The organism is Methylobacterium sp. SD274, from assembly GCF_017355285.1.
Classification (GTDB): Bacteria; Pseudomonadota; Alphaproteobacteria; order Rhizobiales; family Beijerinckiaceae; genus Methylobacterium.
This window is the reverse complement of sequence record NZ_JADIJP010000012.1, coordinates 23,495-46,919: the sequence shown is the minus strand read 5'-3', so window position 1 is coordinate 46,919 and position 23,425 is coordinate 23,495. Positions and strand designations below refer to the sequence as shown.

The window sequence follows — 23,425 nt, the reverse complement described above, 5'->3', positions numbered from 1 at the left end:
GTTCAGTTCCGCCGAGCGTTCGGTTCCACCATTCAACGCGTACCACTGACGGCGCCCGTCAGGATGGCTGTCGGCGTCGGAGACGGCCGCTCGGGCACTTTCATGAAGACCCGGCCTGAATTGCTGTCTGCAGCGCAGCTGCGCGTCTTTGCTCTTGCGCAGCGCCTCCCTCTCTAGTATTAGGCCGTCCTTCGCGACATGCAAAAGGGTGTTCGCACCCTGGACCGCGGTGACCGCGCCGGCGTTGAGAAACGCCGAATGCGCGGTCCTTCTATATGAGCCGGGGACATCAGATCCCCATCAGACGTCGTCCGCCGGACAATACCGTCCGTGTGCGGAAACCCGTCTGAAACAAGGAAAGGTCACTCTCGTGATCCAGATGCAGACGAATCTGGACGTCGCCGACAATTCTGGTGCGCGTCGCGTGATGTGCATCAAGGTTCTCGGCGGGTCGAAGCGCAAGTATGCCGGTGTCGGCGATATCATCGTCGTCTCGGTGAAGGAGGCCATTCCCCGCGGCCGCGTGAAGAAGGGCGACGTCATGAAGGCCGTCGTCGTTCGCACCGCCAAGGAAGTGAAGCGCGCCGACGGATCCGTGATCCGGTTCGACAAGAACGCCGCTGTCCTGATCAACAATCAGAAAGAGCCGATCGGCACCCGTATCTTCGGGCCCGTGCCGCGCGAGTTGCGCGCCCGGAACCACATGAAGATCATCTCGCTCGCTCCGGAGGTGCTGTGATGGCTGCCAAGGTCAAGAAGGGCGATAAGGTCGTCATTCTCACCGGTCGCGACAAAGGTCGCTCCGGCGAGGTCATCCAGGTGATGCCGAAGGAAGACCGTGCGCTCGTGCGCGGGGTCAATCTGGTCAAGAAGCACCAGAAGCAGACGCAGAACCAAGAAGGCGGCATCATCTCCAAGGAAGCCGCGATTCATCTGTCCAACATCGCGATCGCCGACCCGAAAGACGGTCAGCCGACGCGCGTTGGTTTCCGCATTCTCGACGACGGCCGCAAGGTCCGGTTCGCCAAGCGCTCGGGGGATCTGATCGATGGCTGAGAAGAACAACGACGCGTACACCCCTCGTCTGCGCAAGCACTACGATGAGGTCGTCCGCCAGAAGCTGATCGAAGAGTTCGGCTACAAGAACCCCATGCAGGTTCCGGTCATCGAGAAGATCGTGATCAACATGGGCGTCGGCGAGTCCACCGCCGATTCCAAGAAGGCCTCCATCGCCGCTGGCGACCTTGCGTTGATCGCCGGCCAGAAGCCGGTCATCACCAAGGCCCGTAAGGCCATCGCGACCTTCAAGGTCCGCGAAGGCATGCCGATCGGCTGCAAGGTCACCCTGCGCAAGCACCGGATGTACGAGTTCATGGATCGCCTGATCACCATCGCGCTTCCGCGCGTTCGTGACTTTCGCGGCCTGAACCCCCGTTCGTTCGACGGCAACGGCAATTACGCGTTGGGCCTCAAGGAGCACCTGGTGTTCCCGGAGATCTCCTACGACAAGGCCGATGCCACCTGGGGCATGGACATCGTGATCCAGACATCGGCCCGTACCGATGCCGAGGCACGTGCGCTCCTCTCGCAATTCCGATTCCCGTTCCGGCAGTAAGTGCTGAAAAGCGCTTAGACGCGGACACTGGAGAGAGACATGGCAAAGAAAAGCTCAGTCGAGAAGAATAATCACCGCAAGGAACTGGTGAAGCGGTTCGCCGCCAAGCGTAAGGCCCTCCTTGCGACCGCCAATAACGAAAGCCTCGAGATGGAGGAGCGCTTCGAAGCTCGCCTCAAGCTCGCGGAACTGCCCCGCAACTCGTCGGCGACCCGTATCCGCAATCGTTGCGGCATGACGGGACGTCCCCGCGCCTTCTACCGCAAGATGGGCATCTCGCGTGTGGCGCTTCGGGAACTTGGCAACCGGGGTCTCATTCCCGGTCTGGTCAAGTCGAGCTGGTAAGGAGCAGGCACCATGGTCAACGATCCCGTGGGTGATATGCTCACCCGCATCCGCAACGGCCAGATGCGCCGCCGCAACGTCGTTCAGACGCCCGGCTCGCGTCTCCGTGCAAGCGTTCTCGACGTCCTCAAGGCTGAGGGCTACATCCGCGATTACGCAACGACCGATTTCGGCAACGGCCGTACCGAGTTCTCGATCGAGCTCAAGTACTATGACGGCCAGCCCGTCATCCGCTCGATCCAGCGCGTTTCGAAGCCCGGCCGCCGCGTCTATTCGGCCGTGAGCGAACTTCCCCGCGTCGCCGACGGCCTCGGCGTCACCATCGTGTCCACCCCGCAGGGCGTCATGGCCGACCACGAGGCGCGTGAGCGCAACGTTGGCGGCGAAGTGCTCTGCAAGGTGTTCTGATCTCGGACTTGGAGGAAAGGCTATGTCTCGCGTAGGCAAGAAGCCCGTTCCCGTCCCGTCCGGTGTGACGGCCACGGTGACCGGTCAAACGGTGAAGATGAAGGGCTCCAAGGGCGAGCTCCAGTATATCGTCCCCAACGTGGTGGACGTGAAGTTCGAGGACGGCGCCGTCTCGGTGCTGCCCAAGAACCAGACCAAGGAGGCCCGCTCGCTGTGGGGCACCTCCCGGGCCCAGGTGGCGAACCTCGTCGAGGGCGTCTCCAAGGGTTTCGAGAAGAAGCTCGAGATCACCGGCGTCGGCTATCGTGCCGCCATGGCCGGCAAGGCCCTCAAGCTCTCCCTCGGCTACAGCCACGACATCGAGTACGAGATCCCCGTCGGGATCACGATCGCGGTGCCCAAGCCCACCGAGATCGTCATCTCCGGCATCGACCGGCAGGTGGTGGGACAGGTGGCAGCCGAGATTCGCGACTATCGTGGTCCCGAGCCCTACAAGGGCAAGGGCGTGCGGTACGCGGGTGAGTTCATCTTCCGCAAGGAAGGCAAGAAGAAGTAAGGGCCGGCCATCATGTCACGCAAAATCGATGCACTCGACCGCCGCAAGGCGCGTGTGCGCCGCGCGCTGCGGGCGGCGGCGAATGGACGGCCCCGGCTTTCGGTGTTCCGTTCCTCCAAGCAGATCTACGTCCAGGTCATCGACGACGCCGAGGGCAAGACCCTCGCCGCCGCCTCGACCCTCGACAAGGATCTCCGCTCGGGCCTGAAGACCGGTGCCGATACGGCAGCGGCCGCGGCCGTCGGCAAGCTCGTCGCCGAGCGCGCCAAGGCTGCCGGAGTCACCAAGGTGATCTTCGACCGTTCGGGTTACATCTATCACGGGCGCGTCAAGGCGCTTGCCGACGCCGCCCGTGAGGGTGGCCTCGAGTTCTAAGACCAGGCGGGGAGGGGCGGCGCAGGCCGTCCCTCGGACAAGCTATCAAGCGAGCGGGCTCCGCCGCCCGCGTCAGTGAGACAGGATTCAAACATGGCACGTGAACGGGAAGGCGGGGGCCGCGGCCGCCGCGATGAGCGCGAGGAGCGCGACAGCGAATTCGTGGACAAGCTCGTCCACATCAACCGCGTCGCCAAGGTGGTGAAGGGTGGTCGTCGCTTCGGCTTCGCTGCTCTCGTCGTCGTCGGCGACCAGAAGGGCCGCGTCGGCTTCGGCCACGGTAAGGCGCGCGAAGTGCCTGAGGCGATCCGCAAGGCAACGGAAGCGGCCAAGCGCGGTCTCGTCCGCGTCGCTCTGCGCGAAGGTCGTACCCTTCACCACGACGTCTACGGACGTCACGGTGCGGGTAAGGTCATTCTCCGCGCTGCGCCGCAGGGTACCGGCATCATCGCCGGCGGTCCGATGCGCGCGGTCTTCGAGACGCTGGGCATGCAGGACGTCGTGGCGAAGTCGCTCGGTTCATCGAACCCCTACAACCTCGTCCGCGCCACCTTCGAGGCGCTGAAGAACGAGGACAGCCCGCGCGCCGTCGCGGCCCGTCGGGGTCTCAAGGTCTCGACGCTTCAGGCTCGCCGTCGCGATGCCGATCCGTCGGACCTGTCCGAAGCCGCAGTCGCTTAAGGGGAGGGTGCAATGGCAACTAAGACTCTCCGCGTCGAGCAGATCGGCTCGCCGATCCGCCGCGAGGGCGACCAGCGTGCGACGCTGATCGGCCTTAAGCTCAACAAGCTGCACCGGGTCGCTACGCTGGAGGATACCCCCTCCGTGCGCGGCATGATCCGCAAGGTGCATCACCTCGTGCGCGTCCTCGACGACGCGGCCTGAGGGAGGGCATCATGAAACTGAACGAAATCCACGATAACGACGGCGCAACCAAGAACCGGATGCGCGTCGGCCGGGGCATCGGCTCCGGCAAGGGCAAGACCGCTGGTCGCGGCGTCAAGGGTCAGAAGGCCCGTACCGGCGTCTCGATCAAGGGCTTCGAGGGCGGTCAGATGCCGCTTCACCGTCGCCTGCCCAAGCGCGGCTTCAACAACCTGTACTCGACGGACCTGAACGAGGTGAACCTCGGACGCGTCCAGCAGGCTGTCGATGCCGGCCGTCTCGATGCTTCCGCCGTGGTCACGGTGGAGACCCTCATCGCCGCCGGCATCATCGCCCGTCCCCGTGACGGCGTGAAGCTGCTCGGTGTCGGCGAACTGACCGCGAAGCTCTCCTTCGAGGTCACCCGCGCTTCGAAGTCGGCCGTCGAGGCTGTCGAGAAGATCGGCGGTTCGGTGAACGTCGCTTACGGTGCCGGCATCTCCACCCGCGGCAAGCCGTCCGCGGAGTAAGTCTTCCGACGCCGCTGTTGCGTAGCGTTGGAGCAGACTTTAAGTCGAAGCTCTGAGCGGCGGCCCGTGCGACCTGCGCGTGGCCGCCGTTTCAGTTTGTTCGGGGGCCTTCAATCCCCCTTCTGGATCGATCTCAGGAACCGGTGCCATGGCCTCAGCCGCCGAGCAGCTTGCCGCGAACCTCAATTTCGGGGCCATCGCCAAGGCCGACGAGCTCAAGAAGCGGATCTGGTTCACGCTGGGTGCGCTCGTCGTGTTCCGGCTCGGCACCTACATCCCGATTCCCGGCATCGACCCCGAGCAATTCGCGCGGAACTTCCAGCAGCAGGCCGGTGGCGTGCTCGGCTTGTTCAACATGTTCTCCGGCGGTGCCGTCGAGCGCATGGCGATCTTCGCGCTGAACATCATGCCGTACATCTCGGCCTCCATCATCATTCAGCTTCTTACCTCGGTGATCCCGAGCCTCGAATCGCTGAAGAAAGAGGGTGAGTCCGGCCGGAAGGTCATCAACCAATATACCCGCTACCTCACGGTCGTGCTGGCACTGGTTCAGAGCTGGGGCATCGCCTTCGGCTTGCAGAGTTCGAGCGCCGCGATCGATCCGGGACCGTTCTTCATCCTGTCCACGGTGATCACGCTCACGGGCGGAACGCTGTTCCTGATGTGGATCGGCGAGCAGATCACATCACGCGGCATCGGTAACGGGTCGTCGCTCATCATCTTCGCCGGCATCGTCGCGCATCTGCCCACCGCCATCGTGGGAGCCCTCGAGCTGAGCCGGACCGGTGCGCTGTCCGCGGCCGTCATCCTCGGCGTCGGCTTTGCCGCCATCGCCCTCGTCTACTTCATCGTGTTCATGGAGCGGGCTCAGCGCCGGCTCCTGATCAACTACCCCAAGCGCCAGGTTGGTAACCGCATGTACGAGGGTCAGACCTCGTTCCTCCCGCTGAAGCTGAACACGGCCGGCGTGATCCCGCCCATCTTTGCCTCGTCGCTGCTGCTGCTTCCCGCCACCGTGGCGAGCTTCTCGGCCAATAACGGCGGCACCGGCGTGCTGGCGACGATCACTACTTATCTCGGCCATGGCCGGCCGCTCTACATGGTTCTCTACGCGGCGCTGATCATCTTCTTCGCGTTCTTCTACACGGCAGTGGTCTTCAACCCGCAGGAGACGGCGGACAACCTGAAGAAGCAGGGCGGCTTCATTCCCGGCATTCGTCCGGGCGAGCGCACCGCCGCCTTCATCGACAAGGTTCTGACGCGCATCACGTTGATCGGCGCTCTGTATTTGACCTTTGTCTGCCTTGTGCCGGAGATCCTGGCCTCCTACGCATCGGCGAGCCTCGGGTTCGGCGGTACCTCGCTCCTCATCGTCGTCTCCGTGACGATGGATACGGTGGCGCAGGTCCACGGCCATCTGATGGCCCACCAGTATGAGGGCCTCGTGAAGAAGGCAAAGCTGCGCGGCGCCACGCGCCGTCGCTGAAGCCGGCTCGACGAGCTCGATCGATCGGGGCGATGCCGGTCCAGGCATCGCCTCTCTACGCCCATGATGCCCGAACCATAACGCCCGATGCGGCCACCGGACGAGGACAACGACGCTATGCGGATCATTCTGCTCGGACCACCTGGAGCCGGTAAGGGAACCCAGTCGGCCCGAATCGTCGAGCGTTTCGGCATTCCGCAGCTTTCCACGGGCGACATGCTGCGCGCGGCGGTAGCTGCCGGCACTCCTGTCGGTCTCGAAGCGAAGTCGATCATGGAGAGCGGTGGCCTGGTCCCGGATTCCGTGGTGGTGGGGATCGTCGCCGACCGGATCGAAGAGGCCGATGCGCGTCCGGGCTTCATTCTCGACGGTTTCCCCCGCACTGTTGAGCAGGCAGCTGCCCTCGACAGGATGCTGGCCGACAAGAACCTGTCCCTCGATGCCGTGATCGAATTCGCGGTGAACGAGGAAATCCTCGTGGGCCGCATTGCCAAGCGGGCCGCCGAGACCGCTGCTCGTGGAGAGCCGGTGCGGAAGGACGACACCCCTGACGTGTTCAAGACGCGCCTCGCCGCCTTCCGGGCACAGACCGCGCCGCTCTCGGCTTATTATTCGAGCCTCGGCATGCTCCGGACCATCGACGGGATGAATCCGGTCGATGAGGTCACGAGCGAAGTGATGGCCGTGCTCGAACCGTTGGCCAGCGCGACCGCCTCCTGAATTTACCGTCCGGTGGACGTTGACAAGATCGGCGGCCCGCGCTAGCAGGCCGTTATTCGTCCATACGCAATGGGTCTGGAGTGTCTCGGTTCAAGAGACGCTGCGGGCCGATTTGTCGTTATGGGCGGCGCGCAGGGGCCGGCCTCCACCGGACGCGCGTGACACAGCAGGGCCGGACCGCAGCGTCCGAGCGCCCGATGGAGTAGACCTTGGCCCGTATCGCAGGCGTCAACATCCCGACCAACAAGCGCGTCGTCATCGCGCTCCAGTATATTCACGGCATCGGCGCGAAGAAGGCCGAAGAGATCACCGGCAAGGTCGGCATTCCCGCCGAGCGCCGCGTGAACCAGCTGACCGACGCCGAAGTGCTGTCGATCCGCGAGACGATCGACCGCGATTACATCGTCGAGGGCGATCTGCGCCGCGAAGTGTCGATGAACATCAAGCGCCTGATGGATCTCGGCTGCTACCGCGGCCTCCGTCACCGCCGCAATCTGCCCGTCCGCGGTCAGCGTACGCATACCAATGCGCGCACCCGCAAGGGCAAGTCGAAGCCGATCGCCGGCAAGAAGAAGTAATTTTTCGAGATTGGGAGGCAGCGCTTCGCTCTGCCTCCCTTCTATCGCGTCGGGTGGCCCGCTATGGGCAGCCCGTAGGGCGGCACGGTCATCCAGAGCCGCGCTGCCAGCACCGCAAAAATCCCGAGCGCCTGGAATGACGGGCGCGCCTGAAGGACGAGACGAGAGACAATGGCTAAGGAAGCAACCCGCATTCGCCGCCGCGAACGCAAGAACATCGTGTCGGGCGTGGCCCATGTGAACGCCTCGTTCAACAACACGATGATCACCATCACCGACGCGCAGGGCAACACCATCTCCTGGTCGTCCGCTGGCGCCATGGGCTTCAAGGGTTCGCGTAAGTCGACCCCTTACGCCGCCCAGGTCGCCGCCGAAGACGCCGCCCGCAAGGCTTCCGAGCACGGCATGCGTACGCTCGAGGTCGAGGTGTCCGGTCCCGGTTCGGGCCGTGAATCCGCTCTTCGCGCGCTGCAGGCCGCCGGCTTCACCGTCACCTCGATCCGCGACGTGACGTCGATCCCGCATAACGGCTGCCGTCCGCGCAAGCGTCGTCGCGTCTAAGACGACTCGTCGATCTGCCCTTGGGTTTGAAAGCGGAGAAGCGTGTGTCCGATGCCGTGAAGGCGCTCCCCGGCGTGTTGCGCTGGAGCCTTGGCGATCTGACCGTCACCGTTCTGAATGACGGTTACCTTCAAGGCTCCCTCGATCTCGTCACCGGGATCGGGGCGGACGAGGCCGGCTCGCTTCAGGCGGCCGGCTTTCGCGCGCAAGCCCCTCGGATCACGCTGAACGCCTATCTGATCGAAGCGCCCGGTCGGAAGCCGATCCTCATCGATTCGGGGATGGGCCATTTCGGTGGCGATACGCTCGGTCGGGTCCCCGCGGCGCTTGCCGCAACGGGTGTCCGCCCGGACGATATCGAGACGGTGCTGCTCACGCATCTTCACCCCGACCATGCCGGTGGCTTGATCCATGAGGATGGGTCGGCCGCCTATGCCAATGCGGAACTCGTCCTTCATCAGGCCGAAGCCGCTCATTGGCTGGCGGACGATGCGATCTCGCGGGCTCCCGAGGGGGCCCGCCCGTATTTCGAGAACGCCCAGAAGGCGGTGGCGCCGTATTCCGGTCGCGTGCGGACGATGACCGGCGGTGAGGTCCTTCCGGGCATCACGGCGGTCGCGCTGCCGGGGCATACGCCTGGCCATACGGGTTTTCGTATCGTGTCGGGCTCGGCATCGCTTCTGATGTGGGCCGACATCATCCATCTGCCGGCGATCCAGTTCAAACGTCCAGAGGCCACGATGGTCTTCGACGTCGATCCGGACGAGGCGAGGACGGTGCGCGAGCGGATGCTGGACGAAGTCTCGAGCGAGAGAACCTTCGTCACCGGCGGACATCTGGAGTTTCCGGCGCTGGGCTACGTGGCGCGGGATGGAGGGGCTTACAGCTTCGTCCCGGAACTTTGGGTCGCGGCCCACTAACCGCCCGCCGCTTCGCGGGCACATGTTTTTCGAGACCGAGCCGTGCAAGGCGATGCGCGGGAAGGGCTCAGGGACCGACCACGTCAGTGGCTCGTGTCGGAATTGCGAGAGGTAGGACCGTGGTCATACAGAAGAACTGGCAAGAGCTCATCAAGCCGAACAAGCTCCAGGTTTCGACCGGGCACGACCCCAAGCGGGTCGCCACCGTCGTCGCCGAGCCCCTCGAGCGCGGCTTCGGCACCACCCTCGGCAACTCCCTTCGCCGGGTCCTGCTGTCGTCGCTCCAGGGCGCGGCCGTGACCTCGGTCCAGATCGACGGCGTTCTCCACGAATTCTCGTCGATCCCCGGCGTGCGTGAGGACGTGACCGACATCGTCCTCAACATCAAGACCATCGCGATCCGGTCTCAGACGGAAGCCCCCAAGCGCCTGACGCTGCGCAAGACCGGCCCCGGCACCGTGACCGCCGGCGATATCGCCGCCGTTGGCGACATCCAGATCCTCAATCCCGACCTCGTCATCTGCACCCTCGATGACGGCGCCGAGATCCGGATGGAATTCACCGTCGCCACCGGCAAGGGCTACGTCCCGGCCGAGCGCAACCGTCCGGAGGATGCCCCCATCGGCCTCATCCCGGTCGATGCGCTGTTCTCTCCCGTCACCAAGGTGTCCTACCGCATCGAGACCACCCGCGAGGGCCAGGATCTCGACAAGGACAAGCTGACGATGACGATCGAGACCAACGGCGCCGTGTCGCCGGAAGATGCGCTGGCTTATGCCGCTCGCATCATCCAGGACCAGCTCCAGGTGTTCGTGAACTTCGAGGAGCCCCGCAAGGAAGAGGCGCAGCCGCTCGCGCCGCAGCTCCCCTTCAACCCGGCCCTGCTCAAGAAGGTCGACGAGCTCGAACTGTCGGTGCGTTCGGCGAACTGCCTGAAGAACGACAACATCGTCTATATCGGCGACCTCATCCAGAAGTCGGAGGGCGAGATGCTGCGCACCCCGAATTTCGGCCGCAAGTCGCTGAACGAGATCAAGGAAGTGCTGGCCGCGATGGGTCTCCATCTCGGCATGGACATCCCCGGCTGGCCGCCGGAGAACATCGAAGACCTCGCCAAGCGCTTCGAAGAGCACTACTAGCCGACATACGACGTCATTCCGGGGCTGCGCAGCAGAGCCCGGAATGACGCGGCGAATGAGGCGGGCCGGGTTCGGCAAGCTTCCCAGCAAACAGAATCCCGCCGCGGGGTCATGCGGAATGAACAGCCCCGATCATGGGGCGCTCGGCCGTACCGTGGCACGGCGGCCAGTCAAACAAGGAACAGCCAAATGCGTCATGGATTTCGCGGTCGTCGCTTCAACCGCACCACCGAACACCGCAAGGCGATGTTCGCCAACATGTCCGCCGCGCTGATCAAGCACGAGCAGATCATCACCACGCTTCCGAAGGCCAAGGATCTTCGTCCGGTCATCGAAAAGCTGATCACGCTGGGCAAGATCGACAGCCTGCATACGCGCCGCCTCGCCATGTCGCAGATCCGCGACGAGGCCATGGTCCGCAAGCTCTTCGCCGTCCTCGGCCCGCGCTACAATGCCCGTCCGGGCGGCTACTGCCGCATCATGAAGGCCGGCTTCCGTTACGGCGACAACGCTCCGCTCGCCGTGATCGAGTTCGTGGATCGCGATGTCGATGCCCGTGGCCTGGATTCGGGTCCGTCGCAGGTCTCCGACGCGGCGTAAGCCTCAGCTTCACCCATCAGACGACGAAAAGGCGGCCGAAAGGCCGCCTTTTTTCATGATCTCTACGGGATGGGAATGTCGGTGCCTGGCCCCCGATGCCCCATGGCGGGTCTCGGGGGAGGGGACGTGTTGATCTTACGCGTCTGCGACGAGCATCCCGGAGACCAGTGCCGCCAAGTCGGCCGAATCGAAGGGCTTACGCAGAACAGGCAGATCGTCGGGGATCGGGATCGCCTCCGCATGTCCGGTGACAATGAGGATGGGAACGTCGGACCAGCGCCGCCTTACGATTTCCGCGAGTTCGACACCCGTCATCCCCGGCATGGCGAGATCCGCCACGATGAGATCGAACGAGGCGCGCTCCAGCAGGGCGACCGCCGCCGCCCCGTCGGCCGCCTCGGTCTCGGTGTAACCGAACGTGCTGAGGAAGGACGCGGTGACGTGGCGGACCTCGGCATCGTCATCCACCACGAGAATGCGCGCCGGGCTCGCGGCCCCCATGGCCGTCACGGCGGCGCGCTGGGTCTTTTCCTCGGCCGCCTCCGCACGGGGGAGGAACAGATCGACCCGCGTGCCCTTGCCCACGTCGCTCGTGATCCGAAGCTTGCCCTGCGACTGCTGGGTCAGCCCGAACACCATCGCGAGGCCGAGCCCGGTGCCCTGTCCGATCGACTTAGTGGTGAAGAACGGTTCGCAGACCCGCGCCAGGATCTCGGGTGGGATACCCATCCCCGTATCGCTGATCGCCACGGTCACGTAGTCGCCCGCCGCCAAATCGGGGTCGTCGGTCACCCGTGCCGCGCCCGTGGCGATGGAGATCGTTCCACCCTCCGGCATGGCGTCACGCGCGTTGATGCAGAGGTTGAGAATGGCGAGTTCCAGCTGATCGGGATCGACGATGGCCGCCGGATGCACGGCGTCGAGATCGGTCGTCACCGTGACGAGACCGCCTAGGCTGCCCTTGAGCAATACGTCCATTCCGGCGACGAGGGCATTCACGTCGACCGAGCGAGGGCGCAGGTCGCGCGCGCGGCTGAAGCTGAGAAGCCGCTTCGTCAGGGACGCGCCGCGTTGCGCAGCCTGTGCCGCGTTGGTGACGAGGCGCTGGACCCTTGGCTGGTCGACGATCTTGGGGCCCACGAGTTCGAGGCTGCCGAGGATCGCCGTGAGGAGATTGTTGAAGTCATGCGCGATCCCGCCGGCGAGGGTGCCGAGCGCCTGCATCTTGTCCGACTGGCGCAGCCGTGCCTCGAGATTCTTCTGTTCGGTGACGTCCCGTTCGATCGTCGCCAGATGGGTGATGGCGCCGGCGGCACCGCGAATCGGCACGCGGGTGACATGGCTCCACCGCTCCGCCCCGACCGGGCCTTCGGCGGACACCGTCTCTGATATGCTCCCACTCGCGATGGCGGCGCGGTCGGCGTCACGCGTGGCGCTTTCGCCGTTGGGCGTGCCTTCGATCTCGTCCCTGGTGCGTCCGAGGCATTCGGCGACGGTGTGGCCGAGACGACTGGCCTTCCGCGCGTTGAGACGAATGAACCGTCCCTCCACGTCCTTGAAGGCGATGGCGTCTTCCGCGTTGTCGAGGAGCCCGAGCAGGAGGGCGCGCTCGGTGGCGAGGTCGCGGGCGAGGCTGTGCCGTTCGAAGGCCTGGCGGACGGTGGAGCGCAGCAGGACGGGGTCCCACGGCTTCGTGACGTAGCCGGTGATGCCTCCCCGGTTGAGCGCGGCGATGACGGCGCTCATATCGGCATAGCCGGTGAGGAGGATCGCCTGTGCGTCGTGGAAGCCCCGTGCCTCGGCCAGCATGGCATCGCCGGTAATGCCCGGCATCCGCTGGTCGGACAGGATCACGGCGATGTCCGGGTTCGCCCGGAGAATGTCGAGCGCTTCCGACGGCTTCGTCGTGGTGATGACGGTGTAGTCGTCCTCGAACAGGTCTTCGAGGGCAATCAGGATGTCCGGCTCGTCATCGACGGCGAGAATCGTGCCTTTGGCCATGTCTACGCTGCCTGCCGCGGAATGCCGATCACGAAACAGGCTCCCCCCCCTTCGGCCGTCTCCACGCTAAGCGAGCCGCTATGCGCTTGAACCACGCTATACGCAATCGCAAGACCTAGCCCCGTGCCCGAACCGACGGGTTTCGTCGTGAAGAAGGGCTCGAATATCTTTTCCCGCAGGGTTTCGGGAATACCGGGCCCGGTATCGCTGATGCGGATCACGTCCGTCTCGGGCAATTCCTGGGTGACGATGGAGATGGTGCCGGATTCCGGCATGGCATCGGCGGCATTGCCGAGGATGTTCATGACGACCTGATTGAGGAGGGCGGGGGTGCAATGGATCTCGGGCCGGCCCGAGAAGTCGCGTTCGACGGTAATCCGTGTCCCGAGCTTGTGCTGGATCAGTGCCAGCACCGTCTCGATCGATTCGGGTACGTTGACGAGGGTGCGCTCACCTTCGTCGAGCCGCGAGAACTTGCGCAGGTTCAGGACGAGATCCTGGATGCGCGTGAGGCCCAGGCGCATGGAGCCGACACGGTCTCGGCACTTGGCGAGCGACCGGTGCGACGCGAGTTCCGCCTCGGAATCCGCGATCTCGCCGAGCAGGCGCTCGACCGTGCCCTGATGCGCGAGGATGAAGGCGAGGGGATTGTTGATCTCATGGGCGATGCCAGCCACGAGCTCGCCGAGGGACGCCATCTTGGCGGCCTGGACCAGCTTGGCCTGGGCATCCGTGAGCTTGCGGTTGGCAGTGGCGAGATCCTGGTTGGCCTGTTCGAGGGCACCCGCCAGGGCGGCACGCGCCTCGGCCGCTTCGGCCTCGGCACGCGCGCGTTCGAGGGCGCGCTCGCGAGCGCCGAACTCGCCGGCGATGCGACGGTCGTCTTCCTCCAGAAGCTTGCGCCGGACCAGGCCCCTGACGCGGATGACGAGGACTTCGCCATCGGCCTTCGAGACCACGTCGTCGGCCCCCGCAGCGTAGGCTTCCACCAGGAAATCCTTGGCCGGCGCGCTGCCGGCGATGCCGACGAGGTGGAACGTCGGCGCTCCCGCCTCCCGCGCCTCGATCCCGGCCGCCCGGCGGCGGTCGATGGCCCTGCACAGGGCGAGGCCGTCATAGGCGGGACCGAGGAGGTCGATGGTCACGCAATCGAAGGCGGCGTCGGCCTCGTCGAGGGCGGCGAGGGCAGCGTCGTGGGTGGCGGCGGTACGGACCTCGTGGCCCTCATGCGCCAGGAGGCCGGCGAGGAAGGTGCGATAGGTCGCACTGCCATCGACCACCAGAACGCGTCCGCGCCGGAACGCCGACACGCCCGGCCCGTCGCCGGGGGCGCTACCGCCATGACGCTCGCGCAGGAGGGCACGGATGCGCAGGATCAGGATGTCCCGGTCGGCGGATTTCGCCACATAGGCGTCGGCACCACTCTCCAGCCCCTGGCGTTCGCCATCGCGGGCGCCCGTGAGCATCAGCAGGGGGAGAGCGCGGGTACGGAGCGACAGGCGCAGCTGACGGGTGAACTCGTCGCCGTTCATTCCCGGCAGGTGGTGGTCGGCCACGACGAGGTCGGGCAGGCGGGTGTTGAGATGGTCGAGGGCCATTTCGGCCGTGGGACAGCGCTCCACCGAAAAGCCGTGGCTCTCCAGGAGCAGCCGCAGTTCCAGCGCCTGCGTCTCGGAATCCTCCACCAGCAGGATGCGAGGCCGGGGTGCAGTCTCGTCGGGTATGCCGGTCCCGATCATGCGAAGGGGTCCGCCGCGGCGAGGCCCGGGAGAGCGAGCCGGACGAGATGAGGCGCGACCCGATCGAGCGGGAGGATCGCGGAGGCTCCCGAAAGGCGGATCGCCGCCGCCGGCATGCCGAACACCACGGCGGTGCTCTCGTGTTCGGCAACGGTCTGGGCGCCGGCCTGGCGCATGGCCAGAAGGCCCGTGGCGCCATCCTCGCCCATGCCGGTGAGGAGCACGCCGATGCCGCGCGCGCCGGCATGGCGGGCCACCGAAGCGAACATGACGGTGGCGGCCGGGCGTTGACCGCCGACGGGCGCGGCATCCAGGAGACGGAGGTTTCCACCGGGCGCCCATTCGAGGTGCCTGTCGCCCGGTGCCACGTAGACATGGCCCGGCTCGGCCCGCTCGCCATCGGCGGCGAGCCTCACCGGCAGGGAGACGACGCCGTTCAGCCAGGAAGCGAAGCCTTCCATGAAGGCCGCCCCCATATGCTGGACCACGAGGATCGGGAGCGGAAACCCATCAGGCAACCCGCCGATGACGCGGGCGAGGGCAGGCGGGCCGCCGGTGGAGGCGGCGATGGCCAGAACGCTGGCGGCGTCCGAGGCGGCCGGGGGCGCAGCGAAGTCCGACGGCGACAGGGCGGCCGCCCGGCGTCCGGCCCATTCCGAGCCGATCGGCCGGCGACGGATCACCGGCACCTCGGCCATGATGCGCAGCTGCGTGCAGATCTCGGTGGAAACGGCGTCGTAGCCGGCATTCGTCGTCGCCACCGGCTTTTCCACCACGGAGAGCGCACCGGCGCGCAGCGCGTTCATGGAGATGCGCAGGGAGGAATCCTCCACCGAATCGGCGATGACCACGATCGGCGTCGGCCGCTCGGCCATGATCCGGCGCGTGGTCTCCAGCCCGTCGATGCCGGGGAGGCGGATATCCATCGAGATGACGTCGGGGCGGGCAGTGGAGAGTGCCGCGAGCGCTTCTTCGCCGGAGGCGACGGCCGCCACCACTTCCAGGCGCGGATCGCGGCCGACGATGTGACGCAACAGCTCCCGCACCACGAGGGAATCCTCCACCAGCATCACGCGCAGGCGGGCGCCCTGTCTCGTGATCTGAGACGCCTCGACGGATCTCTGTTCGGTGTCACTCACAACAATTGCCCGATCGTATCGAGAAGCTGGCGCTGGTCGAACGTCTGTTTCGTCAGATAAGCATCCGCGCCGAGACCGAGCCCCCGTGCGACATCGTCGGCATCCCCCCGCGAGGTCATCAGGATGAGGGGAAGGCGGGCGAAAGACTCGTCCGCCCGCAGGGCTTTCAGCAGGCCGAACCCGTCGAGGCGCGGCATCTCCACATCGGCCACGACGAGATCCACATGCTCGATCCCGGCGCGGAGGCGGTCGAGCGCATCCTGCCCGTCGACGCAGACGACGACGCGGTAGCCCGCCGATTCCAGAATGCCCTTCTCCAAGGTTCGCGTGGTGATGGAATCGTCAACGACCAGGATCGTCGAACGTCGCGGGAGCGCGGCTGTTCCGGTGCGGTCTTCAACAGGCTCTGGCGCAGCGTGATTCGTCTCGGTCGCACGCGCCGCGAGGCCGTCGGGATCGAGGACGAGAACCGGCGTATCGCCGCCCAGGACGACCGTGCCCGAGATCAGGCGCGGATCCGCGCCGATCGGCGGCGCCGGCAGAACGAGGAGGTTTCGGACGTCCCGCAAGGCATCGATCCGCAGCACCCACGACCGGCCGCCCGAGCGCATCAGCACCGCCGTCACCGTATGTCCCTCGCCCGGGCGGCTCTCCTCGCTCGTCACCCCGACGAGGCTCGCCAGATCCACGAGGGGAAGGGACAGATCCTCGCCGCGCTCCCTCGGCAGCCGCACCATGATCCGGCCCATGGCGGTGTAGAGGCTCGACCGGTCGAGGCGCAGGAGACGTTCCACGCTGGCGCTCGGCAGGGCGAAGATCGAGGCACCGACATCGACCAGCAGCAAGGTCCGCCGCGCCGCCGAAAGCGGCAGATGCATGATCAGCGACGTCCCGGCCGGAACACGCGGCTCGAGCCGGACGCTGCCCCCGAGACGTCGAACCGCGTCGGCGACGACGGAGAGGCCGATGCCCCGGCCGGACAGGGTATCGACGGCGGAGGCGGTGGAGAAGCCGGGCTCGAACACCAGCGCCAGAAGGGTATCGGGGTCGCCGTCACCGGCCCCGATCAGGCCCCGCGCGCGCGCCGTCGCCTCGATGGCGCGCAGGTCCGGCCCGCGCCCGTCGTCATGGATGCCGAGGACGAGCCGGCCGCCGCGCACGGCGATGTCGAGGGTGATCGAAAGTGCGGGCGGCTTGCCCTGGCGTTCACGCTGCTCGGGCGTCTCCGCGCCGTGGCTCAGGGCGTTGCGCAGGGCGTGGAGGACCGGGTCCTTCAGCGATTGCAGCATGGCGCGGTCGACGGGCAGATCGAGACCGCGCGCGACGACGTCGATCTCACGACCGGATTCTCGCGCCATGTCGCGGAGCGCACGCGGAAACGCACCGAAGACAGTCTCGGCCGGCACGAGGGTCAGGCGCTCGGCCTCCCGCCCGATCCGGGTGGAGGCCGCTTCCGCCGAGGCGATGATTCCGGTGCGGATCTGGGCGAGCTGCGCCGCATCGCGGGCGAGCGCGAGGAGCGCCGTCTCGAAGCCGCGCAGCTCCGCCCTCATGGCGTCGAGGGCGGATTCCGCCGTCTCGGCATCGGAGGGGCGAGGCCGGGTCGTACCGGATTGCGCCTTGCTCCCGCGAAGGCTCTCGGCCCGGCGCCCGAGGGCGGCGGCATCCCGCTGGAGCCGAGCCAGACCTTCGCCCACCGCGGATTCCGCCCCGAGGGCGCTGGCGAGCTCGTGTGAGGCCCGCGTGAGCGCCTCCACCGCATCCGCCGGCACGCGCAGGAGCACTCCCGGATCGCTGCCGGGCTCGGTGGGAGTCGATGCAGGTTTCTGCAGTCCCGCTTGCGCCGGAACGCTCTCCGCCGGTGGATCGGGATGCCGAGGGGGGAGCTCGACGGGGGCGGCCGGAGAGCCGGGCTGGGCCGGGGAGGGCCCGGCGAGGCAGCGGTCGAGGGACGCGAGCGCATCCGCCGGCATGGCCGGGTCCGCTTCGCCCTTGAGCGCGGCGACATAGGCTTCGATCCGATCCAGGGCGAGATGGACGGCGCCCGTCGCCTCCCGGTCGAGGGTGCCGTCACCGGCGACGATCCGCTCGAACAGGGTCTCGAGCCGATGCGCCACGGCTTCGACCTTCGGCAGGTCCACGGCCCGCGAGGCGCCCTTCAGGCTGTGCGCCCGGCGGAACACGTCGTTCCAGTCGGGAGGCACGTCCCCGGCCGCACCGGCCAGGGCGGCGCGGATCGCGTCGATATGTTCGCGATGCTCGACCTCGAAGGCCGCGAGGAGCTGCTGGCGGATATCCATGGGTGGCGGTCGCCCGGCCTCTCCCCTCAGTGCCGGTATCGGTCGGCGAGCGTCAGGAGCGCCTGGGCGAGTTCGGTGAGATTGGCGGAGGCCGCTTCCACCTCACGGGTCCCGGCGGCGGTCTGCTGGCTCGCCTGCCGGATGTTCTGGAGGGCCCCCATCACCTGCTCGATTCCGAGTTGCTGCTGGTTGGTTGAGGCGACGATCTGCTGGAAGGTCTGGACGCTCTCCTCGACCTTGGCGGTGATCTCCTCGATGGTCCGCTGGGTCGTGTCCGAGCGGGCCTTGCCCGTGCTCGTGCGCTTGACCGCCTCTTCGGTGAGCATGACCGAGGTGTTGATGCCCCTCTGGATCTCCGACAGGATGGTGCGCACCTGCGCGGTCGCCGCCTTGGCCTGATCGGCCAAAAGCTTCATCTCCGAGGCGACCACGGCGAAGCTCCGGCCGCTCTCGCCCGCCGCCGCCGCTTCGATCGCCGCGTTGAGCGCCAGCAGATGGGTGCGCTCCGAGATGTCGTTGACGGTTGTGATGATCTCGCCGATCGCCTGGGTCTTCTCGCTGAGCGAGACGATATTGCCGGCAACGGCCTCCGCCTGCTCGCGGATGGCATCCATGGCCTTGGCCGTATCGGCGACAGCCCTGAGGCCTGCCCGCGAGATCTGCGCGGTGGATTGGGCCGTAGCGATCACCTCGCTCGCGCGCTTGCCGATCTGGGCTCCGGAATGGGTGATCTCGTCGACCGTGGCGGCTGTCTCCTGCACCGCCGCGAACTGCTCCTCGACGCTGGCCGCCTGTTCCTGGGCGGAAGCGCGGATCTCGGCGGCAGCGGCATTGAGGTCGGACGTGGCCGCCCGATTGGTCCGGGCGAGGTCGGCAAGACCCGAGACCATTCTGTTCAAGGTCGATGCGAGACGGCCGATCTCGTCGCCCCCCGTACGGTCGAGGGTGCGGGTCAGGTCTCCCGATCCGACCTGCTCGGCGAAGGCCATGACCTCTTCGAGGGGCTTCACCACGCCCCGGCGGATGAGGCCGGTGACCACGATGCTCAGGAGAACGCACAAGGCGAGGATGAGCACGATGGAGACGAGGCTGCGCTCGTAGATGTCGGTGGCCCGGCGCTGGCCGGCATCGATCCCCTGATCGAGCAGGTCGCGGGTGCGGTCGAGATCGCGCAGGAACTCGTCCTGCAGACGGTTCAGATCGGAGTTGCGGGCCTCCACCCCATCGACATCCTTGGCCGCGATAGCGGAAAGCTGAACTTCGCTGGCGGTCCGCAGCTTCCGGAAATCCGTGGCGGCAATAGTCGCGGATTCGCCGAGCCTCTTCCAGATCGCGGCACGCTCCGGCGACGGCGCCGTTGCGGAATAGCCGTCGGCGGTGCGGACGGTGTCGACGAGGATAGCCTCGGATTCGGAGGCGACGCGGCGCCAGGTGTCGATGATCGCGGCGATCTCGGTATCGGGCCGGTTGCGCATCAGCGCGGCGATCACGCCGTTGCGCCGAAGGTTGCCGAGGTCACGAGACTTGTTGCCGAGATCGTCGAGCTTGCGCGCGATGGTGAGGTCCCGCGAGACGATCGTCGTCGTGTTGTCGCGGACGGCCCCGATCTGGCTCAGCGCATAGGCGCCCAGTCCGACCATCACCAGGGTGACGACGACGAAGCCGAAGAGGATCCGTTTTCCAATCGAGATCGACACGCTTGGCGATGCTCCGAAACCGCTCGACGGGGAAAGGCCAGATGAGCCTTGCCGTCAGCTTTGAGGCAGGTATCGCCGCAGGAGGCGCGGCAGATCGATGACGACGAAGCCGGCCTCGCCGCCATGGCGGGCGGCGTCCTGGCCGGGTGCCGGTGCATAGCCCGAAACCGCGTCTGCACCCAAGCCGCCGAGATGAAGCGGGGCACTCGCGAAGGCGCCGTCCACATCGCTGATCGCGAGAACCCGGTCGACGGCGAGGGCGAGCGGCATGATCCCTCCGCGAAGCACGAGGATATGTCCGGCCGAGGCCGGCATGTCGCCAGGCCTGGCCGAGACCGGTCGCCGCAGCGCACCGGACAGGCTGAGGACGCTGACGACGCGACCGGACAGGGCGATGAGACCCAGCAGCTCCGCCGGCGCCCCCGGCACCGGCGTATAGGAACGGGCCGGCACCACCTGCGCCACCGCCTCCAGGGGCAGGCCGTAGCGATCGTCGCCCGACTGGCAGACGAGGAAGGGCGTCATCGCGACCCGAGCCGTGCTCTCCCGTCCACGGCGGGCCAGGGCAACGGTGCGCTCGGCGAGGAGGGCGGCCACGTAGGGATCGACTTCGGCAGTCCCGGCGGGCGGTTCGATCACGATACGGGTTTCCTCATGCGCATGCGGGCGGCATCGGCATTGGCGACCAGTTGCCCGGCGGTCAGGCCGTCTCCTTCCGCCACGGAGGCGTCGGACGGCTGGGCCCGGCCGAAGCGGATGGCGTTGTCGAAAGCCCGATCCGCCTCCGCGTGCCGGCCGATGGCGGCGAGCAGAAGGCCGAGTTGGTAATGCGCCATCGCGAAGCTCCGGTCGAGATAGAGTGCCCCGCGCAATGCCCGCTCGGCCTCGGCCTCGCGCCCGAGCCCATAGGCGAGAAGCCCGTCATAATAGTGGAGTCGCGCGTCCGTGGGCGTGGCGAGGAGGGCATCGCGGACCATGCGCCAGCCCTCGGCGATCCGACCGGAATCCCCCAAAGCCCGGATCGCATCGAGGACCGTGTCCGGATCTTCGGCTTCGACGGGCTCCGCGAGCGGCGGGATGGTCTCGACGACGGGGGGTGGAAGCGGGACGAATCGCGGCAGTTCGACGACGGGGGGAAACGGCTCCGCGACCGTCACCGGAGGCAGGACGATGGGCGGCGCGGGAGGCGTGACGGCGACGGCATCGCCGCCGAGCGGTCGGTAGGCCACCGTACCGGGCAGGTTCATCGGCTGCAGCGTGCCGGCGAAGGCCGGGTTCGGCTCGGCATGGCCGATGAGCAACCAGCCATCCGGCACAAGCCGGCGTCCCAGGGCGCGCACGATTCCGAGAACAGCATCGGCCTGAAAGTAGATCAGCACGTTGCGGCAGAGGATGAGGTCGAAATCGGCGAAATGCGACGGCGCCGTACCGTCGAGCAGACTCATCAGGTTGTGGTGCTCGAAGCGCACCATCCTTCGAAACTCGGGCCGCAGGGTGAAGCTGCCCTCGCGCGCGATACCCGGCACCGAAGGACCGCAGACGAAATAGCGGGCATGCTCTTCCGGCGGCAATGTCCGCAGGGCCCAGCGCCCGAACAGCGCCGCCCGCGCCGTCGCCAGCGCTTCGGTGCTGATATCCGTGCCGGTGATGTCGATCCGCCACTCGTGCAGCGCATCGCCGAGGAGTTCGTGGATCAGGATCGCGATGGAATAGGGCTCCGCCCCGGTGGAACAGCCGGCGCTCCAGATCCGCAGGGACTTCGCCTCCGCCCGCGCGGCGATCAGGCCGGGCAGGATGGTCCCGCGCAACGCCGCGAACTGCTCGGCGTAGCGGAAGAAGAAGGTCTCGCCGATGGTGATCTCGGCCTCCAGGGCGGCCCATTCCGCCGGTCCGGTGGCCTCGCCGTCGAGATGTGCGAGATAGGCCTGGGAATCGGCAAGGCGGCAGGCCTTGAAGCGCTTGCGCAACCGGTCGAAGAGCAGATCGTCCTTGTCGGCGTAGTAGTGATGCCCCGTCCGGGCGATCACCTTGTCCTTGAGGGCGGGAAAACCCGGATCGATCTCCGCGACGGCACGCACCGGGCGCTTCATGCGGCGGACTTCCCAGACAGAACCACTGTCGGGCCTACCTCGTTCGGACGCGGCATGCGGTTCACGCGTCTTCGAGACGGGAGAGATCGGACAGGCGCGCGGCGGCGGCCTCCGTCAGCGCCTGCACGCGGCGGCGCTCCTCGGCGTCGAGGAGCCGGTCCATGCCGAGGATCTGGGTGAGTTGCTCGCCCTGTACGATCTCGCCGACGACGCAGCCGTTGAGGCTGGTCTCCGGCGCCCGCGCACGGACGGCGTCCGGGGCGACGAGAACCAGATCGCGGGCGCGGTCCACCAGGATCGCCGTGCCGCGATCGGCCGACAGCAGCAGGTGGCGGTAGGGATCGGCCTCCCGTCCGGGCATGGGCGGCAGCATCAGGAGCCGTCCGAGATCGATCACCGGCACCGTCGTCCCGCCGAGATCGAGGAACCCGGCGAGCCATGTGCCCGTCAGGGTGGGCGGATGGAGGCGGGGGAGGGGCAGAACCTCGCTCACGGACGAGCGTCGCATCGCGAAGCCGGTGCCGGCCACGTCGAGGATGAGATAGGCCGTCATCTCGGACTGAGGCATCGTCCCGGCGGGGTCTGAGGAAGTACGACTTCGGATCCCCGCCAGATAGGACGACAGGGCGCTCCGGCGCAAACGGGTTCGTCATCCCGATGTCGCCGGATGCAAGGCCATCGAAGGTTGCCGCGCGCAGCCAAGAGAGCGGCCGGGGTGCAACCTTCCGGGCCGAACGGAGCGGTCTCGCCGTACCGTCGAAAAGCCGCTTGACCTGGAGCGCACTCCAGCTCGTAGACAGCCTTTACCGAAGGGGTTTCGCGATGAGAATCAGTGCCTTCGCAGCGAGGAGCGGGCTCAGCGTCGACACGCTTCGATACTATGAGCGGATCGGATTGCTCCCTCGCAGCGGGCGCGATTCCGGCGGTCGGCGGGATTACGGAAGCGACGACCTCGTCTGGGCGACCTTCCTGCGCAAGCTCCAGGCGATGGATATGCCCATGCGCGAGCGGTTCGAATACAGCCGCCTGCGCGCGGAGGGCGATGCGACCCTCGAAGCCCGTCGCCGTCTCCTCGAGGCGCATCGCATCGCGCTGATCGCGCGCAGGTCGGAACTGTCGGACCTCATCGCGGGACTGGATGACAAGATCACCCACTACCGGGCCCTGGAAGCAACGCGCGAGAGCAAGGACAATGACGATGACCCGACGTACCGTGCTGACCTCAGCAACGGCCCTCCCGCTGGCGGCCCAACATGCCGAGGCGCAGGAAGCACCGATTGAAACCCGCTATCAGCGCGGACTGGCTCAACTGGAGGCCATCAGCGGCCCGCACGGCGCGGCGGTCGTCAGAAGTCTCGACGACATCGCGCCCGATCTCGGCCGATACATCGTCGAGTTCGCTTACGGCGACGTATTTTCCCGCGACGGGCTCGATGTGAAGACGAGGGAGATCGCCACAGTCGCCGCCCTCACGGCGATGGGAACGGCCGCGCCCCAACTCAAGGTCCACATGCAGGCCGCCCTCCGCGTCGGCGTGACGCCGGCGGCCTTGATCGAGACGATCATGCAGATGATTCCCTATGCGGGGTTCCCTGCGGCGCTCAACGCCGTGGCGATCGCACGCGACGTTTTCACCACCGACCATCGGTGAGCCGGCCTCTGATTGGCCGTTGACCGCGATGGATTGCTTCTGTATTCAGACCCCTCGAAATGTCGATTCGCCCTTCGGCGGGTCACAGAGCAAAGTTTTCAAGTCGATGCG

27 protein-coding genes are annotated in these 23,425 nt (G+C 66.7%); 19 read left to right on the top strand and 8 right to left on the bottom strand.

Going from position 1 to position 23,425, the window contains the following annotated elements:
- Positions 1-370: 370 nt before the first annotated feature.
- The 17 genes from rplN to rplQ all read left to right on the top strand — a co-directional run bounded on the left by rplN (position 371) and on the right by rplQ (position 10,697).
- The gene (gene rplN, locus IPV08_RS12345; protein ID WP_018044219.1) at positions 371-739 is read left to right on the top strand and encodes a 50S ribosomal protein L14; all 369 of its coding nucleotides are present in this window, start codon (positions 371-373) and stop codon (positions 737-739) included.
- Complete coding sequence (gene rplX, locus IPV08_RS12340; protein ID WP_018044218.1) at positions 739-1,056, top strand: 50S ribosomal protein L24; 318 nt, start codon at positions 739-741, stop codon at positions 1,054-1,056. Before rplN ends, rplX begins: the two co-directional genes overlap by 1 nt.
- The gene (gene rplE / locus IPV08_RS12335; protein ID WP_056427367.1) at positions 1,049-1,615 is read left to right on the top strand and encodes a 50S ribosomal protein L5; all 567 of its coding nucleotides are present in this window, start codon (positions 1,049-1,051) and stop codon (positions 1,613-1,615) included. The genes rplX and rplE overlap by 8 nt, the downstream gene beginning before the upstream one ends.
- A 39-nt stretch (positions 1,616-1,654) precedes the next feature.
- Entirely contained in the window at positions 1,655-1,960 is a 306-nt protein-coding gene (gene rpsN, locus IPV08_RS12330) for a 30S ribosomal protein S14 (protein WP_207412099.1), read from the top strand.
- A 12-nt stretch (positions 1,961-1,972) separates the two neighbouring features.
- On the top strand, positions 1,973-2,368 hold the full coding sequence (gene rpsH / locus IPV08_RS12325; protein WP_056427374.1) for a 30S ribosomal protein S8: 396 nt from the start codon (positions 1,973-1,975) through the stop codon (positions 2,366-2,368).
- A gap of 22 nt (positions 2,369-2,390) precedes the next feature.
- A complete protein-coding gene (gene rplF / locus IPV08_RS12320) occupies positions 2,391-2,924 on the top strand; it encodes a 50S ribosomal protein L6 (RefSeq protein WP_056427377.1) in 534 nt (177 codons plus the stop codon).
- A 12-nt stretch (positions 2,925-2,936) separates the two neighbouring features.
- A complete protein-coding gene (gene rplR / locus IPV08_RS12315; protein ID WP_018044213.1) occupies positions 2,937-3,299 on the top strand; it encodes a 50S ribosomal protein L18 in 363 nt (120 codons plus the stop codon).
- A gap of 93 nt (positions 3,300-3,392) precedes the next feature.
- Positions 3,393-3,980, top strand: coding sequence for a 30S ribosomal protein S5 (gene rpsE, locus IPV08_RS12310; RefSeq protein WP_018044212.1), 588 nt, complete (start codon positions 3,393-3,395; stop codon positions 3,978-3,980).
- A 12-nt stretch (positions 3,981-3,992) separates the two neighbouring features.
- Positions 3,993-4,184, top strand: coding sequence for a 50S ribosomal protein L30 (rpmD, locus tag IPV08_RS12305; protein ID WP_018044211.1), 192 nt, complete (start codon positions 3,993-3,995; stop codon positions 4,182-4,184).
- Between the two features lie 11 nt (positions 4,185-4,195).
- Positions 4,196-4,693 carry a 50S ribosomal protein L15 gene (rplO, locus tag IPV08_RS12300; RefSeq protein ID WP_207412098.1) on the top strand — a complete coding sequence of 166 codons (498 nt, stop codon included), beginning with the start codon at positions 4,196-4,198 and terminating at the stop codon, positions 4,691-4,693.
- A 148-nt stretch (positions 4,694-4,841) separates the two neighbouring features.
- Positions 4,842-6,179, top strand: coding sequence for a preprotein translocase subunit SecY (gene secY, locus IPV08_RS12295; protein WP_207412097.1), 1,338 nt, complete (start codon positions 4,842-4,844; stop codon positions 6,177-6,179).
- Between the two features lie 117 nt (positions 6,180-6,296).
- Positions 6,297-6,899, top strand: coding sequence for an adenylate kinase (locus IPV08_RS12290; protein WP_056427687.1), 603 nt, complete (start codon positions 6,297-6,299; stop codon positions 6,897-6,899).
- Positions 6,900-7,108: 209 nt separating this feature from the next.
- The gene (gene rpsM / locus IPV08_RS12285) at positions 7,109-7,477 is read left to right on the top strand and encodes a 30S ribosomal protein S13 (RefSeq protein WP_018044207.1); all 369 of its coding nucleotides are present in this window, start codon (positions 7,109-7,111) and stop codon (positions 7,475-7,477) included.
- A gap of 171 nt (positions 7,478-7,648) precedes the next feature.
- Positions 7,649-8,038: a 30S ribosomal protein S11 gene (gene rpsK / locus IPV08_RS12280; protein WP_018044206.1), complete on the top strand. Its 390-nt coding sequence runs from the start codon at positions 7,649-7,651 to the stop codon at positions 8,036-8,038.
- A gap of 44 nt (positions 8,039-8,082) precedes the next feature.
- Positions 8,083-8,958, top strand: coding sequence for an MBL fold metallo-hydrolase (locus IPV08_RS12275; RefSeq protein ID WP_207412096.1), 876 nt, complete (start codon positions 8,083-8,085; stop codon positions 8,956-8,958).
- 101 nt (positions 8,959-9,059) lie between these two features.
- Positions 9,060-10,097: a DNA-directed RNA polymerase subunit alpha gene (locus IPV08_RS12270; protein ID WP_200919091.1), complete on the top strand. Its 1,038-nt coding sequence runs from the start codon at positions 9,060-9,062 to the stop codon at positions 10,095-10,097.
- Between the two features lie 189 nt (positions 10,098-10,286).
- Positions 10,287-10,697, top strand: a complete 411-nt coding sequence (rplQ, locus tag IPV08_RS12265) for a 50S ribosomal protein L17 (protein ID WP_018044203.1) — start codon at positions 10,287-10,289, stop codon at positions 10,695-10,697.
- Positions 10,698-10,832: 135 nt separating this feature from the next.
- Here rplQ and IPV08_RS12260 read toward each other — a convergent pair whose 3' ends face one another.
- The 8 genes from IPV08_RS12260 to IPV08_RS12225 all read right to left on the bottom strand — a co-directional run bounded on the left by IPV08_RS12260 (position 10,833) and on the right by IPV08_RS12225 (position 22,231).
- Positions 10,833-12,698 (bottom strand): response regulator, encoded by a 1,866-nt coding sequence (locus IPV08_RS12260; RefSeq protein ID WP_207412095.1) that lies wholly within the window; start codon positions 12,696-12,698, stop codon positions 10,833-10,835.
- Between the two features lie 2 nt (positions 12,699-12,700).
- Complete coding sequence (locus IPV08_RS12255) at positions 12,701-14,437, bottom strand: response regulator (protein ID WP_207412094.1); 1,737 nt, start codon at positions 14,435-14,437, stop codon at positions 12,701-12,703.
- Positions 14,434-15,507 (bottom strand): chemotaxis-specific protein-glutamate methyltransferase CheB, encoded by a 1,074-nt coding sequence (gene cheB, locus IPV08_RS12250; protein WP_056427695.1) that lies wholly within the window; start codon positions 15,505-15,507, stop codon positions 14,434-14,436. Before cheB ends, IPV08_RS12255 begins: the two co-directional genes overlap by 4 nt.
- 65 nt (positions 15,508-15,572) lie before the next feature.
- Positions 15,573-17,876, bottom strand: a complete 2,304-nt coding sequence (locus IPV08_RS12245) for a response regulator (RefSeq protein ID WP_207412093.1) — start codon at positions 17,874-17,876, stop codon at positions 15,573-15,575.
- Between the two features lie 26 nt (positions 17,877-17,902).
- Positions 17,903-19,573 (bottom strand): methyl-accepting chemotaxis protein, encoded by a 1,671-nt coding sequence (locus IPV08_RS12240; RefSeq protein WP_056427397.1) that lies wholly within the window; start codon positions 19,571-19,573, stop codon positions 17,903-17,905.
- 54 nt (positions 19,574-19,627) lie between these two features.
- Positions 19,628-20,212 (bottom strand): chemotaxis protein CheW, encoded by a 585-nt coding sequence (locus tag IPV08_RS12235; protein WP_207412092.1) that lies wholly within the window; start codon positions 20,210-20,212, stop codon positions 19,628-19,630.
- A complete protein-coding gene (locus IPV08_RS12230) occupies positions 20,209-21,663 on the bottom strand; it encodes a CheR family methyltransferase (RefSeq protein WP_056427403.1) in 1,455 nt (484 codons plus the stop codon). Before IPV08_RS12230 ends, IPV08_RS12235 begins: the two co-directional genes overlap by 4 nt.
- 61 nt (positions 21,664-21,724) lie before the next feature.
- Positions 21,725-22,231, bottom strand: coding sequence for a chemotaxis protein CheW (locus tag IPV08_RS12225; RefSeq protein ID WP_207412091.1), 507 nt, complete (start codon positions 22,229-22,231; stop codon positions 21,725-21,727).
- 89 nt (positions 22,232-22,320) lie between these two features.
- Between IPV08_RS12225 and IPV08_RS12220 the strand changes: the two genes are divergently transcribed.
- Both IPV08_RS12220 and IPV08_RS12215 read left to right on the top strand, forming a co-directional pair.
- Positions 22,321-22,944, top strand: coding sequence for a MerR family transcriptional regulator (locus IPV08_RS12220; protein ID WP_348646112.1), 624 nt, complete (start codon positions 22,321-22,323; stop codon positions 22,942-22,944).
- Positions 22,862-23,314, top strand: coding sequence for a carboxymuconolactone decarboxylase family protein (locus IPV08_RS12215; protein ID WP_207412089.1), 453 nt, complete (start codon positions 22,862-22,864; stop codon positions 23,312-23,314). Before IPV08_RS12220 ends, IPV08_RS12215 begins: the two co-directional genes overlap by 83 nt.
- The last annotated feature ends 111 nt before the right edge of the window (positions 23,315-23,425 follow it).